This window comes from Prochlorococcus marinus str. MIT 0919, from assembly GCF_027359375.1.
Taxonomy (GTDB): domain Bacteria; phylum Cyanobacteriota; class Cyanobacteriia; order PCC-6307; family Cyanobiaceae; genus Prochlorococcus_D.
The window spans coordinates 1,561,509-1,575,991 of record NZ_CP114779.1; the positions used below are offsets into that span (position 1 = coordinate 1,561,509).

Sequence of the window (14,483 nt, forward strand, 5' to 3'; positions counted from 1 at the left end):
TTTTTATATAATTAGCCAAAATCTAGCCATATTGCACGTAACTGACTTCAACTAATAACGCTTAGATGCTTTTTAGGTATTCAAGGCTGTTTTAAAGCGTTCCCAAAGTTCACTTGGTTTTTCAAGTCCGACTGAAATTCGCAGAAGGTTTGAGGGTACCCCGCATTCTTCTGCCCATTTTAATTCTTGGTAATGAGCTAATAGAACGTATGGACATGCCAAGGTGAAATTTGTTCCTAAGCTTGGACCTTTGCAAACTTTTAAAGAATTATAAAATCTTTTTGTTTTTGCTAAACCTCCGAATAACTCAAGTGAAAGTAGACATCCAAAACCAGCTTTAGGCCGCATAAGAGACTTGAAGTTTGAACAATGTTCTGGATGGAAAACTCTTTTGACATCAGGGTGGTCTTCAAGATTTCTTTTTAAAACCAAGCAAGAATTGTTTAATTCGTTTATGCGAAGATGTACATCCTTACTAGCCTTTTCAAGAGCAATTGAGTCTGAATCAGATAGTTCTGCTAGTAAAGAATTAGGAATTGTTTCTTGGAATAGCTGTTTCCATTTCGAATGAGGGCTAATGACCAGAGACCCAGCAAGAATGTCACCTCGTCCAGCAAAACTTTTTGTTAATGAACTAAATATTAAATCTGCATAAGGTAATGCATCAATATTTACAGGAGATCCAATAGTGTCATCAGCAATGACTGGTATACCCCTCTGATGAGCAAGTTTTGATATTAAAGGCAAGTCAACACATTGCAGCATTGGGTTGCTTGGAAGCTCAACTATTAATGCCGAGGGCCTTTTTTGGTCAAGTTCTATCTCTAGCTTACAAGGGTCTTTTGTGAGGCTCAGTTCACTACCGTTAAATATTTTTTCAGGAAGTTTTAAGACGTCAACATAAGGGAAGCCAACTTGAAATGATGCTTTGTTGAAACTCAGTCTATTTAATGCTTCAAGTGCTGTTGTGAGTGCTGCCATCCCTGAAGGATGAATATGGATTAAGCTCGATTCGCAACCATATATATGTGCTAATCGATTTCGTATTAACTCTCTAGCCCTCTCTCCATCAGAAGCTAAAGGAGACTTCTCTTGGTTAAGTGCTATCGCAGCCTGCCTTGATGAGGCCCCTAGGCCAGTGTGCTGCCAAAACGCTTTAGCAGTGGGAGTTGTGTGTTCATCAACAATTAAGCAAAAGAGACCAGATTCTTCTTTTATTGTTATATGCGCATTGGGGGTGACACTTTTGCAATATTGTCTAGCCTTTTTCGCAGTAGGAAGATTCGGGTAAGGCCAACAAGTATTTTGCGATTGCTCTGATTTGCTTAAAGCTCTATTAGCTATTTGAGCCACTATAGGATTTAACCCAAATCGTGGATAAATAGATTGTAGAGTTGCCATGCATGCTGGATCGTTTTCCTCATACGCAATAACATCCCTCCAGAGCGGCAAGGCTACAGAGACAGCATGGGGGCTCTGAGGAATTGCTTTTCCAGTATCTCTGGCCTCCCAGTAGGGGTCTAGTAGCAAATTTCTTTCAGTCACTTCAATTGATTTAAGCCATGCTTTAGATCGTTACTAAGATCGATAAAGTCTTCACAGCCAACTGAAAACCTTACAAGAGATTCAGTGATACCTAGGAAATCCTTTGCTTTGTTAGATACGGATGCATGAGTCATGGTCGCCGGATGACAGACAAGACTCTCCACTCCACCAAGGCTTTCAGCCATGGTGAAATAGCTAAGACTTTTACAAAATGAGTATGTTTCTGATTGATTGGTTTTAAGCTTGGCAGTAACAATTGCTCCTCCGAAACGCATTTGTTTTTTTGCTAAATCATATTGAGGATGGCTTGGGTGAAAAGGATATATAATTTCTTCTACTACGGGATTTTCTGCCAATTCAGTTGCTAAAGAGAATGCATTCTGCACTTGTTTTTCAAGTCTTAAAGGTAGTGTTTTTACACCTCGAGTGATGAGCCAACAATCAAAAGGAGAAGATTGAAGACCTAAAGCTTTCTGAGAAAACCTCATTTTTTCAGACCAAGAAGGATCATTGGTACAAACCACGCCTCCTAAAGCATCTGAATGACCATTGATGTATTTAGTTGTACTTGTCAAGGACATGGTGGCACCTAAATCCAATGGTTTCTGAATTAGTCCTGTAGCGAATGTGTTATCTACGACTACTGGTACGTTGTGCTTTTTAGCAATGCCACAGACCTTTTCAATATCAATTATTTTCAAAAGAGGATTGGTCGGACTCTCAATCCAAATCATGTCTGGGTTATGCTCAGTGATTGAATTAATTGAGGCATCTTTGGTAAAGTCAATCCATTGTGTTCTTATGCCAAATTTATTAAAAACTTGTTCAAATAAACGTACTGTACATCCGTATAAGTTCTCTTCACACAGGACAAGGTCTCCTGTCTTAAGTGAGGCAGCCACAGCTGTAACAGCACTAACTCCAGAAGCGAAAACTGTCGAATATCTACAATTCTCTAGTGAAGCCAAGATAGACTCCAAGACTCTAAAATTAGGGTTGCCTGATCGGGTGTAGTCGAACCCTCCCGGGTTGCCATGCTCAAATGTAGAGCTTTGAAATATCGGAGGCATAACCGTACCAGTCTTTTCAGCGAAGGTTTCGCCATGATGAATCAATTGAGTGCTTATGCCGGCAGTATTATTTTTGTTTTGATTAGTTGATGCCACTTTAAACAGTCCCCGAATTTCTTCAGCTTAGATAATTCTATGAAATATTTTTCTCTGGAGAATACTTTTGTTTATCTAAAGACTTTTCGTCATTTAAAACAGAGTTTAATCAGGATATTTTGAATCTTACGTGCCTATAGGCTTACCGCAAAATACAATTGAGGCTTACACAAGATTAACTAGAATTCAATCCTTGCTTTAGACGATAAAATGCTTCTTTTTTATGTTATACATCTGAAAGTCTTGTATTACAAAGAGAAATAGTTAACCTAGAGCTTGCAGCCAGATTTAATTGTTAAGCATGGTTTTTTTCCAGCCTTCTTCTTGAGACCATTCCCACACTCTAGGGTCTCTAAAATGATCTGCTATGCGATCAAAATCAGTTTCTTTCATTGATACATACTCTAGCCATCTTTTAATATCTTTAGGCTTTATTGGATCCATTTGATTTACAAGTTTAATACCCTCTTTTCTTGTCATTACAGATGATCTTATATCCTTAGATACATGATCAGTACACCTTCCATAGCCAAATTTTATATATTTTAAATAGTCATGAACTCCATTTTCGTGAATATCATCTAAGTTTGAACCGGTTCTATAAGTTCTTTCGAAAGGCTCATCTGAAACTTCAAAACCAAACTCTTTTATCATTAATTCAAGATGTTTATTTGAATCCCATTCAATATAGTGACCTAGGTATATTTGTCTCAGATTTATATCGAAAATTTCTTTATCAGATGGATATTTCCAGGGATTCATATCCTGAATGCTTATACCATCTAATCCAACAAAAAAATTCCAATCAAAGCCTCTTCCTGCATGTTCCGTTCTTTCTCTATAGTTCATCTCTGGAAAGTCTTGCATTGAAAACTGACCGCATAAATCAGCATACCCATGTTCTCCCCAAAAAATGAGTGGTATTTTTTGTTGTATTGCAATTCGTGGTGCCGTGGTAAATATTCCCATATGTCCGTGCCAGTTCATATCTCCCATGACAACAAAGGCTAACTTATTTAATTTTTTCAAAATGGATATTGATGGACTGAATATAAGATGATCACAATTAAAACATTCTCTCATCCTAAGTAGATTTCTCCAACCAACTTTAGAATAATTATTGCCATTATAAGTAACTAAAAGTGGCTTTAACCCTAATTCTTTTATTACATAATAGGTTTGATAGTAAGAATCTTTACCCCCACTAACAGATACAATGCAGTCGTATTCACTATCGGTCTTACAATTTTTAACTATATCTAAAAGTTGTAGCTTTCTAGTAGCATAATCTTGCTTTGTAAGACTCCTTTTAGCATCTGAAACCCTGCAACCCATGCATAAACCTTTGTTGTCGAATTGCATTGGAGTTGCACTGAGGCTTGGATAGAGACACCGTGAGCAGTACTTCACATCTAATCTTAATTGGCCGTCATACTTTTTATGATCAACAAAAGAACCATGGTTAGCTTTTTTAAGTAATTTTATACGGGTTGCATGCTCATAATTAGGTTCTCTTTTAATGAATGAACAATCAAGATTCACATTCCGTAATTTATGATCATCCCTAATTAAATTTCTTTTAATATTGGGATATGAGAGTTCCGTGAAATAGAATATATTAGATGCTGCTAATCCTTTGAATTTATTAGTTTCTAGTGCCTTTGAAAAATGCTCATATCTCCCAGGGCCGCTATTAATGATTAAAGGAACAGATAACCCTTGAGGAATTTGAGAAATTATTCGTGGGTCATAGCCATTGCCTGAACCATCTCTATCAATAGAGCTTATAAGAATTTCTCCAACCCCTAATTTAGAGACATATTCAATACCCTGATCTATATTAAGACCAGTATTTTGAGTTCCATTTTTATAAAAGATACTTGTATTATTTGAATTATCTGTCCCTATATCTATAGAAGCAACAACTGCTTGGGAGCCAAATTTACTAACTGCTTCTTTAATTACTTCCGGGTTTTCAAAAAGAGCAGTGTTAACTATGCATTTATCCGCACCGGCTTCAAAAAGATCGTTAAAATCTTCGATTTTTCTTATTCCACCGCCTACAGAAAGGGGGGCAAAACAAAATGTAGAAGTTAGCCTTACTAAGCCAGTAAAATCTGATTTGCCTATGTTGTGCCATTTGTCTTCTCTGCGGGAATCGAGCACACTGGACAGGCCTATATTCAAAATCACTATTTCATCTGCATTCCAATCCGACAATCTCTTTACTGTAGGAATTGGGTCTCCTATGGCCTGGTGATATTGAAACAGTTGACTTCTTACGAGTAAACCATCTTTAATTAGGAGTATTGGGATAAGGCGTTTATAAGTCAAAATATGTTCAATTGGTGAAATAAGAAAAGAAGCTATCTATCAGTTTTAAGCCAAAATGTTGAGATTTCTCTGGATGAAATTGTACTCCAAGAATTCTACTTTTATAAACTGCAGCTACATAGTCCTTATTACCGTGCTTGAATGAAGCAGCTACTTCTTCATTGTTTTGTGATGACAAAGCATATGAATGAATATAGTAGAACTCACCATTTAAATTGTTATGCCATGGTTGATAATCTAATTGACCCTTTGTATATGTCCAGCCTATATGTGGAACGGTGTCATCTGATTTTCTCAAGTTAACTATTCCACCTTTAAATATACCTAAGCCTTTGGTTTTTTCACCACCTTCAATACTCCATTCTGCCATTACTTGCATGCCTAAACATACGCCAATCCCTGGAACACAATTATCAATCATTTCAAATACTAGTCTATCAAGCCCCTTGTTTTTAATACTTTCCATGCCAGATTTAAAAGCGCCTACGCCAGGTAAAATGAAACCACTATAATTTTTAAAAATTACTTTTTCATAACTATTAATTACATCACAATCATAATTTATGAATTCAAGTGCATTTTTTATCGATCCAATATTGCCTATCCCTGTGTGCATTATAACTATTTTTTTACGAGACATACTTTCTATCCCTTGCTATTTAAGACTATTTATTTGATATAAGAATTTTAATCTTTCCAATTTTACAAGATAATCATTCTTCCATTATAACATACCTTCCTAGAGTAAACGCCCTAATCTTTACTCATTAAAGGTGCATTTGCTTTGATTTAGCAAACGCCATCGGCAATAATTATATCTTAAACCATCAAGTGCTCTTTTTTCTTTAAGCTTTGCCGACCAGAGATTTGTGGCTAATTTATCATCCCAGCTCATGCTGGTAGTTTTTTATTCCCTTAACTAACCACTTATTCCATCGAATTAAAAGCATTTTTTCAAACTTGGCATTGCTTGCCAGTATTAAGAAATATCAAATCACCAAAGTGATAATTCATTTTTTCATTGAACCTTGCTAGACGAAATTATAATTGAGCAACTATAATAAACTTATACCATGAGTCTTATGAATGCTCTAAGTATTTATAAGTATGTTTCATGCCTTGAGAGGCATATGTAGCAATTTCATCTTTTAATAATTAAATGTTCTCAGATTCAATCATATTAGTTACAGGGGCCACAGGGTCGTTTGGGAATACATTCATACCTATGACTTTGAAAAAATATAACCCTAGGAAACTAATCGTTTTTTCGCGAGATGAGATGAAGCAATGGGAAATGGCTAAAAAGTTTGAAGGGGATAAGCGTATAAGGTTTTTTATAGGAGATGTTAGAGATAAAGACAGGGTTCATAGAGCTTTGGACGGAGTTGACTATGTAGTTCATGCAGCCGCGACTAAAATAGTCCCAACTGCAGAATATAATCCTTTTGAATGTATCAAAACAAATATTAATGGTGCCATGAATATAATAGACGCATCAATTGACCAAGGAGTTAAGCAAGTTGTTGCGTTATCTACAGATAAAGCAAGTAGTCCTATTAATTTATACGGAGCAACAAAATTGGCCTCCGATAAACTATTTGTAGCAAGTAATTCATCTTACGCTAGTGGACATCAAACAAGGTTTGCTGTTGTTAGGTATGGAAATGTTATGGGCTCCAGAGGATCCATTATTCCTTTTTTTATGTCGATAAGAAGTAAGGGTTTTATTCCAATTACTGATACTAGAATGACTAGATTCATGATTTCTCTCGAACAAGGAGTTGAGTTGGTATGGAAAGCATTTGAAGATATGGTTGGCGGGGAAATATATGTAAGGAAAATACCTTCTATGAAAATTATTGATATAGCAAAGGCCATAGCTCCAGATGCTAAACAAAAAATTACTGGGATACGACCAGGCGAAAAGTTGCATGAGCAAATGATAGGAATTGAAGATAATCCATATACTTATGAATATTCTGATTACTTTAAAATATTGCCCCAAATAAATGATTGGGGTAATGATTCTGATAGGATTCAATCAGGTAAAAAAGTTGAAGATGGCTTTGTTTATTCAAGTGATACTAATAAAGAATGGATGGATCAAGACAAACTTTTATCCTGGATTGAAAAAAATAAGGGAAACATCATTAAATTTTGATGATACCTTACGGAAGACAAAATATATCTGATGATGATATTAATGAAGTTATTAATGTATTAAAATCTGATTATTTAACACAAGGCCCTAGTGTCAATAAATTTGAAAATGATGTTAGACAATATGTTGGTTCTAAATATGCAATCGCGGCCAATAGTGCAACCAGTTGCCTTCACCTAGGTTGCAAGGCATTAGGTTTAGGGAAAGGAGATTGGCTTTGGACCAGTCCAAATAGCTTTGTTGCGAGTGCAAATGCTGCATTATATTGTGGTGCCAAGGTAGACTTTGTAGATATTGATGAGGATACATATAATATTTCGATTGCCAAGTTAGAAAAGAAGCTTGTTGACGCCAAAAGAAAAAATAATCTTCCAAAAGTTATTATGCCAGTCCATTTTGCAGGCCAAAGTTGTGATATGTATAAGATATATAAGTTATCTAAAGAGTTTAAATTTCATATTATAGAAGATGCATCCCATGCTATAGGCGGTAAATATAATGGGAAAAAAATTGGCTGCTGTAGGTATAGTGATGTTACAGTATTTAGTTTTCACCCAGTTAAAATAATCACCACTGGAGAAGGTGGTGTCGCATTAACTAATGACAAGTTAATTGCCAACAAGATTCGGATGGAAAGGAGTCATGGTATCCAAAGGATTGATAGTTCTTTCGATCTTTCTAGGATGAAAAGAAATGATGAAATATGGAATTACGAACAAGTCTCTTTGGGATATAATTATAGGATAACAGATATACAAGCATCCCTTGGCTCTAGTCAGTTAAAGAGGATTGATGATTTTATTCATATACGACATAGAATAGCTGAACTATATAACAAAGATTTGTCTGGCTTAAGTATAAAACTTCCTTATCAATCTACATCAAATTTTTCAAGTTATCATCTCTACCCTATAAGAGTTTCTAAAGATTATTGCAATGTAAATCAAAAGGATTTGTTTTATGGCCTTAAGGCAAAAGGAATAAATGTAAACTTGCACTATATACCTATATATCGTCACCCTTATTACAAGAATTTAGGATTTAATGAGGGATATTGCAAAGAATCAGAAGCCCATTTTAAAGAAGTAATTAGTCTGCCAATATTTCCATCTCTTAAGCTCGAAGATCAGAAATATATAATTAAAAGTATAAAAGATATAGTGCTTAAATAGAAATGATTCTGTTAATATATAACTTGCATATAAGAGACGAAAGGGCATGGCTTTAAGCAGATATTGTATGAAACATATTCTTGAAAAGAATCATTTCTAGTGAAAACTATCTTAAATTTTTAACCCTATCAAGCCTATAAGGCTTTAAAAACTTCTCTAGTGACTTTGCAATATTATTATCTTTACTTAAATCTATATTTCCAGAAACTTTGCCTTTTAAGAGATTATATTTTTTATTTATATCATCTTTATTTATTAAGCAATCTTTTGCAAGAGTATTCAGTTCATCCATATCATTGGCAATACAAAAATGAAAGTCTGCAGGATAAGTATCTTTACACATGTCAGAAATTGGATATAGGTTGTTGATAAATATAACTTTTTTCCCATAAGCTAATGCTTCTTCAGCTAATGATGTTTGAACTGAAATTATTAAATCTGACTCTTTGCATAAGCGATAACTGGCAGAGGTGTTTTCGTAGTCATTACAAAGAAAAAAGTTCTTAATAAATTTGCATCTTTCTAATATATAACCTGCATCTTCCTCACTTAAAGTCTTCATTCTTAAAATTATAGCTGCATTGCTAAAATTTTCAGATACTTCTCTTATAAGTCCTATCATATCTTCAAGGGCCCTAGAATTTGTGTACGGTAAATTATTATCACTGATCAGGAAGAAGCCTAAAATGGTAATTTTATAATCAAAGTCTGAAGGCAATTGATTGGTTTCTTTTAGGAATGATATCTTGTTAAAGGAGACTAGAGAATTATCGAAGAAAAGGGATACTCTCCACATCCCAAAATTATATGAATCTCTAGATTGGATAGCATTATTTTCTTCCCCATGTTGTGCGTATATACTACCTCCATATAGATAAGTATCTACTATTACACCATAGTAATAACTAAAAGATGATGCCCCTCTTTCCTGTAATGCAATCGTCTTTATGCCTAGAGTCTCTAAAGCAATAGACAGTGACTTGGGAAATAATATGTCATAATCATATATTAAATTTGACAGATCAGAGTCTTTAAAACAATTTATCCAGGATTTATATTTAAACAACATAATGCTTATATAAATTACTCCATACAGCTCTTCAATGGACCTTATTCTTGTTAGAGTAAATATCAGACAACTTATTAAAGATAATATATCTTTTAAGCTTATCTTTTTCTCTAGAGTGATTACTTCCCTTCTTAACCCATTATGTTGGACTGCTTCAATATGGCGAAGAGAATATAATTCAACATTCGCAAAATGTAAGGGGCTACTTGGTTCATTTGAGAAATAGTGAGATTTTTTATATAAGCTGGTGAATGATAGCGACTGGTGAACTACTAGTGCTGTTTTTGATTTTGGCCTAGCTTTATGTGCATTGGAAAGTTTATTAGTTGCTATTTTAATTTTTCTTTTCCTAATTATCTTTCCTCTGATTGTCTCAACCAACTTCCAGGCAGACTTGCTAATGTTCGCCATATCATCTAACGGCAAATAAATATTTATGACTTTCCTATTTGTATATGACCCATTGCTCTTGCACATATACTGGTATAGATTTGTATGTACTATATATAACTTTTCATTTTTCTTGCCTTTTAGAATTAGCTCTGCAAATATATACATTGAGCCAATGTTGTTTAAGGCCAGAGAAGAGATAAACCCAAGTGTCAATTTTTCATTAATATTACTTACCTGTTTGAATTCCTTTTTGAAATATTTAATTACTCTTTCGTTTATATACTTCTTTGCATATTTTTCAAGAACCTTATGGTCCCCATAGTCATAACTCCTCAATGAATTAATGCAGCTAAGCTCTTTTTGGTTAAATACTATAGGCTTGAGATGCCCTGCATTCTCATTTAATTTAAGCTTCGACTTGTGATAGTAAATACATATGCCAGACTTTGAAAGTGGTAATAATAAATAGAAAGATAACTTGCTTAAATTATCTATAATAATCATAGATATTAAGTAATCTCATAACCTATTTCAATCTTACCATGTTTACTTAGTCCCTGTTAAAGCCTGCTAAATAGAGCAAGCTTTAACTCTTAGACCTTGTTCTGAGATGATGCTCCCCCAGAAAGAATTGACTTATACCTTACGTGAATAGTACTCAACAACTAACAGCTCATTTATTTCTATTGCCACCCATTCTCTTTCAATTTTCCCAACCACTTTAGCGCTCATTTTTGACTTTTCTAGTTCTAGATGGGGTGGCACATTAGCTAAGCCTGGGAATTCAAGATTGGCTTCAGCGAGCTTTTTGCTGCCTTTTTTCTCTCTTATTGAAATCACATCGCCTTGTTTGCACTGATAACTTGCGATATCTAGTACTCGCCCATTAACAGTCACATGCCCATGATTAACTAGTTGGCGAGCACCTGGGATAGTGGGACCAAAACCTAATCTGAAGCAAACATTATCCAATCTGTTTTCTAAAAGCTTTAGCAAGTTGGTACCTGTCGAGCCTTCTAGCGCTCTGGCTTTTTTCACGTACCTGACAAGTTGTCTTTCAGAGATTCCATAATTGAATCTTAGTTTTTGTTTCTCCTCTAAGCGGATCGCGTATTCTGAGCGCTTGCGACGGGCTTGGCCGTGCTGACCTGGTGGATTTGACCGCTTTGCGGCCTTCCTAGTGAGACCTGGTAGATCTCCCAAGCGACGCGTGATCCTCAATCGAGGTCCACGATATCGAGACATAATTAATAAAATAAGGGATAATCGTGATAGTTCATCCATCAAGCTGATTAAATAACTTGAGGGCTTATATGCACGAACTTTCTACTCTATCTCGTCGCCAGCCAAATAAGTTGAATAATGCTTTAGGCGTTCTTCTATTGGCCTTAATTCGATTCTATCGACAGTGGTTTTCGCCAATATTGGGACCTAATTGTCGGTTCATTCCTACATGTAGTGAGTATGGACTAGAAGCAATATCCCGTCATGGTCCCTGGAAAGGAGGATGGCTTACGGTGAAAAGGCTGTCACGGTGCCATCCTTTCACCCCTTGTGGCTGTGACCCTGTGCCTGATTAACACGTATGTTGAAATTAGTCTTATATAGTCGAATTGGGTGCTGCTTGTGCCAAGGGCTTGAGACAAAGCTCAGAACTATTTTTTTGCAAAATCTGCTTCCTGATATTCAATTAATCGTTAAAGACATTGATGGTAAGGATATAACTGATATCGAAAGAACTCGTTACTCAATGGAAGTTCCCGTTTTGCTTTTGAAATCAAAAAAATTAGAACAATCATTTGAACTTCCAAGAGTATCCCCACGTCTCAATCAGCACGCTCTTTTAGACTGGCTTAATAAGAATATTAAGGGGAAAATAAAAAGGATCAATTAGTCCTACCTTCTGCTTATTTTGAAATGATTAAGAGCTTTCACTCACTGTTGCAAGCGGTAAAGATAGAGATACCTCCAAACCTTGAAGACCCTTTTATTAGCGGAATATCTTCTGATTCTCGGAATATCAATAAAGGTGATTTGTTTGTTGGAATACCTGGGGAGAATGTAGATGGCGGATGTTATTGCTCTCAAGCTTTCTCGGGCGGTGCCGTAGCGGCTATTGTTGGGCCTTCAACTACTAATCAGATACCTCAGGATAAGAAAAACTTTGTTTTAGTGGTTCCTGATCCAGTTACGAAATACCTAGGAGAATTGTCAGCAGAATTTTGGGGTAATCCTTCTTTGAAAATGCGGCTAATTGGTGTGACTGGAACAAATGGCAAAACGACTACAACTCATTTAATTGAATTTCTCAGTAAAGCAGTTGGAGAAGAGACAGCCTTGTTCGGCACTTTGGTGAACCGTTGGCCGATGCATAGTGAAACTTCTACACATACCACTCTGTTTGGTGATTCTTTGCACTCAAAACTTGCTAGTGCATCTTCTAAAGGGGCCTCTTTGGGAGCGATGGAAGTAAGTTCACATGCGCTCTCTCAATATCGTGTCGCTGGAATAAAGTTTTCGGGAGCTGTATTTACGAATTTGACTCAGGATCATTTGGATTACCACGATACAATGGAGACATACTTTGAGGCAAAGTCTCGACTCTTTAAATCACCTTTAATGGTTTTGAGTGAAACTAGGGTTGTAGTTAACATTGATGATGAATGGGGTGCTCGTCTTGCGAAAAGCTTAGGTGACTGCTGTTGGAGATCCTCTATTGACTCAAAGGTTATCGAATCAGAGAAGCCTGAACTCTTTATGAGGGATCTGAAAATGACTTCTGATGGGGTTGAAGGAGTTTTATTTACACCCTTAGGGAGCGGTTCTTTTAGATCTGCTTTGATAGGAGGGTTTAATTTAATGAATCTACTTCAAGCAATTGGAGTCCTTGTGCAACAAGGCTTGAATATTGATGAACTATTGGTGGCAAGTGAAAAGTTTCCAGGTGTTCCTGGAAGGATGGAAAAAGTTGAAATTTTAAATCCTTCTAATAATTTAGATTTTCCAACTGTTTTAATAGATTATGCGCATACACCTGACGGCTTGAGAAATGCTTTGCTTGCACTTAAACCATTTACCTTGGGTAGGCTTATATGTTTATTTGGCTGTGGTGGTGATAGAGATAAAAGTAAGAGGCCCAAGATGGGTAGCATAGCGGCACAAGTAGCGGATGTACTGATAGTGACATCAGACAACCCTCGCACGGAGCACCCTCAAAGAATTATTGACAATATTCTTGAGGGAATACCTAGGGAAAGAGAAGTTTTTGTTGAATTAGATAGAGCTATAGCTATTGACAGAGCTATTTCCATAGCGCAAAAGGATGATGTAGTATTGATTGCTGGCAAAGGTCATGAGGACTATCAGATTCTTGGTGATCAAAAGATTTACTTTAATGATCGAGAAATTTCAGAGAATATATTTAGAAAAAACCTTGAAAGTCGGCGTTTAGATTCTATTAATTAAAGTTTTCAGGGACTCTGCTAAATTGTCAATTTCTTCAGCTGTAGTCGTGATATGAATGCAAGCACGTAGCCATTCTGGATCTTCAAGAACTCTTATCCAAAGGCCTTTATCCCCTAGTTTTTTAACTAATTCATATGACGAATACTTTGTTGCTGTAGAAAAACTAACTAAGCCTGTAGATGGCCTTCCCGCTAGTACTAGATCTATTCCATCTATAGCCCTTAGTTTTTCCCAAAGCCTTGCGCTCATCTGATTGATTCTTTTTAACCTTTCCATTACATCCCCTTCTTTCTCAAGCAGTTCTAAAGAGCACCTTAATCCTGCTAACAATGGTACACAGGAGGTGGCAATTTCAAAGCGCCGTGCATCTGCATGAAAAGGGTTTGCCTCATGATCATAAATACTTCCTTCGTTTTTTAAACTTTTCCATCCAACTAAAGTTGGGTGTGCGTTTTCTATAACCCTCTGAGAAATTGCAACTCCACCTAGCCCTTCGGGACCACATGCCCATTTATGACTAGTAAATGCATATATATCTGCTTTAGAAGCAGCATCTTGGATCGGTATTTGCCCAAAACTTTGGGCTGCGTCAACTAACAAGAATGGCCTGCATGCATGTGAAGATAGTTTCTCTGCAACTTCCACTATTGGCATTATTACTCCTGTATTCCATAGCAGATGGGACAGGACAACAAGCCTCGTCTCCTCTTTTAAAGCTACGTCTAGAGCCCTGAGTAATTCAGTTGTATTCTTGTCTTGATTATCAATCCCATGCCTTAAAGTCTGAACTGGAAGTATATCTATCTCTAGATTCTTTCGACGGGCAAGTTCTTTGCAAGCTGATACTACTCCGGGGTGCTCGCAATCACTTATTAAAATTCTTTCTCCTGCAGATAATGGCAAGCCCCAAATAGGCAATATACACCCACTAGTGACGTTTTCTGTTAAAGCGATTTGATGTTTATTTACTCCGCATAGGTTGGCTAATTTATTTCGTGTCAATTCAACTTCTTTAGTTACATAGGGCCAAACTTGATTTGTAAATGGACCCAGCTCTTGAATTTTTTCCCAACTACTTATGATCGCATTTAGGGATGGTTCAGGGAGGGGACCTTGGCCTCCATAGTTGAAGTAACTTTTATTTGCCAAGGCAGGCATTGAAAATCTTAAATTGTCCA

12 protein-coding genes are annotated in these 14,483 nt (G+C 36.2%); 5 read left to right on the plus strand and 7 right to left on the minus strand.

The window, feature by feature from the left end; all coding sequences use genetic code 11:
• Positions 1-72: 72 nt before the first annotated feature.
• The 4 genes from O5635_RS08545 to hisH form a co-directional block, all read right to left on the minus strand.
• Positions 73-1,545: a PLP-dependent transferase gene (locus O5635_RS08545; protein WP_269607478.1), complete on the minus strand. Its 1,473-nt coding sequence runs from the start codon at positions 1,543-1,545 to the stop codon at positions 73-75.
• Positions 1,542-2,711, minus strand: coding sequence for a trans-sulfuration enzyme family protein (locus O5635_RS08550; RefSeq protein ID WP_036901271.1), 1,170 nt, complete (start codon positions 2,709-2,711; stop codon positions 1,542-1,544). The genes O5635_RS08545 and O5635_RS08550 overlap by 4 nt, the downstream gene beginning before the upstream one ends.
• Positions 2,712-2,999: 288 nt before the next feature.
• Positions 3,000-5,045 (minus strand): N-acetyl sugar amidotransferase, encoded by a 2,046-nt coding sequence (locus O5635_RS08555; RefSeq protein WP_072013253.1) that lies wholly within the window; start codon positions 5,043-5,045, stop codon positions 3,000-3,002.
• 7 nt (positions 5,046-5,052) lie between these two features.
• Complete coding sequence (gene hisH, locus O5635_RS08560; protein ID WP_036901270.1) at positions 5,053-5,685, minus strand: imidazole glycerol phosphate synthase subunit HisH; 633 nt, start codon at positions 5,683-5,685, stop codon at positions 5,053-5,055.
• Between the two features lie 519 nt (positions 5,686-6,204).
• Here hisH and pseB point away from each other — a divergent pair.
• Positions 6,205-7,206 carry a UDP-N-acetylglucosamine 4,6-dehydratase (inverting) gene (pseB, locus tag O5635_RS08565; protein ID WP_036901269.1) on the plus strand — a complete coding sequence of 334 codons (1,002 nt, stop codon included), beginning with the start codon at positions 6,205-6,207 and terminating at the stop codon, positions 7,204-7,206.
• Positions 7,206-8,378, plus strand: a complete 1,173-nt coding sequence (gene pseC, locus O5635_RS08570) for a UDP-4-amino-4,6-dideoxy-N-acetyl-beta-L-altrosamine transaminase (protein ID WP_036901268.1) — start codon at positions 7,206-7,208, stop codon at positions 8,376-8,378. Before pseB ends, pseC begins: the two co-directional genes overlap by 1 nt.
• A 106-nt stretch (positions 8,379-8,484) precedes the next feature.
• On the opposite strand, the gene O5635_RS08575 is transcribed toward pseC, so the two are convergent.
• Both O5635_RS08575 and rpsD read right to left on the minus strand, forming a co-directional pair.
• Positions 8,485-10,344 (minus strand): hypothetical protein, encoded by a 1,860-nt coding sequence (locus O5635_RS08575; protein WP_269607482.1) that lies wholly within the window; start codon positions 10,342-10,344, stop codon positions 8,485-8,487.
• A gap of 132 nt (positions 10,345-10,476) precedes the next feature.
• Positions 10,477-11,085 (minus strand): 30S ribosomal protein S4, encoded by a 609-nt coding sequence (gene rpsD, locus O5635_RS08580; RefSeq protein ID WP_036901970.1) that lies wholly within the window; start codon positions 11,083-11,085, stop codon positions 10,477-10,479.
• Positions 11,086-11,153: 68 nt separating this feature from the next.
• Between rpsD and yidD the strand changes: the two genes are divergently transcribed.
• From yidD to O5635_RS08595, 3 genes are read left to right on the plus strand one after another with little or no spacing between them, the layout of a single operon-like run.
• Positions 11,154-11,420 carry a membrane protein insertion efficiency factor YidD gene (gene yidD / locus O5635_RS08585; protein ID WP_072013252.1) on the plus strand — a complete coding sequence of 89 codons (267 nt, stop codon included), beginning with the start codon at positions 11,154-11,156 and terminating at the stop codon, positions 11,418-11,420.
• Positions 11,421-11,425: 5 nt separating this feature from the next.
• A complete protein-coding gene (locus O5635_RS08590; protein WP_036901266.1) occupies positions 11,426-11,734 on the plus strand; it encodes a glutaredoxin family protein in 309 nt (102 codons plus the stop codon).
• Between the two features lie 23 nt (positions 11,735-11,757).
• A complete protein-coding gene (locus O5635_RS08595; protein WP_036901265.1) occupies positions 11,758-13,305 on the plus strand; it encodes a UDP-N-acetylmuramoyl-L-alanyl-D-glutamate--2,6-diaminopimelate ligase in 1,548 nt (515 codons plus the stop codon).
• Here the strand turns inward: O5635_RS08595 and O5635_RS08600 are convergent.
• Positions 13,288-14,463: an aminotransferase class V-fold PLP-dependent enzyme gene (locus O5635_RS08600; protein ID WP_036901968.1), complete on the minus strand. Its 1,176-nt coding sequence runs from the start codon at positions 14,461-14,463 to the stop codon at positions 13,288-13,290. The two genes, O5635_RS08595 and O5635_RS08600, sit on opposite strands and share 18 nt — an antisense overlap.
• Between the last annotated feature and the right edge of the window lie 20 nt (positions 14,464-14,483).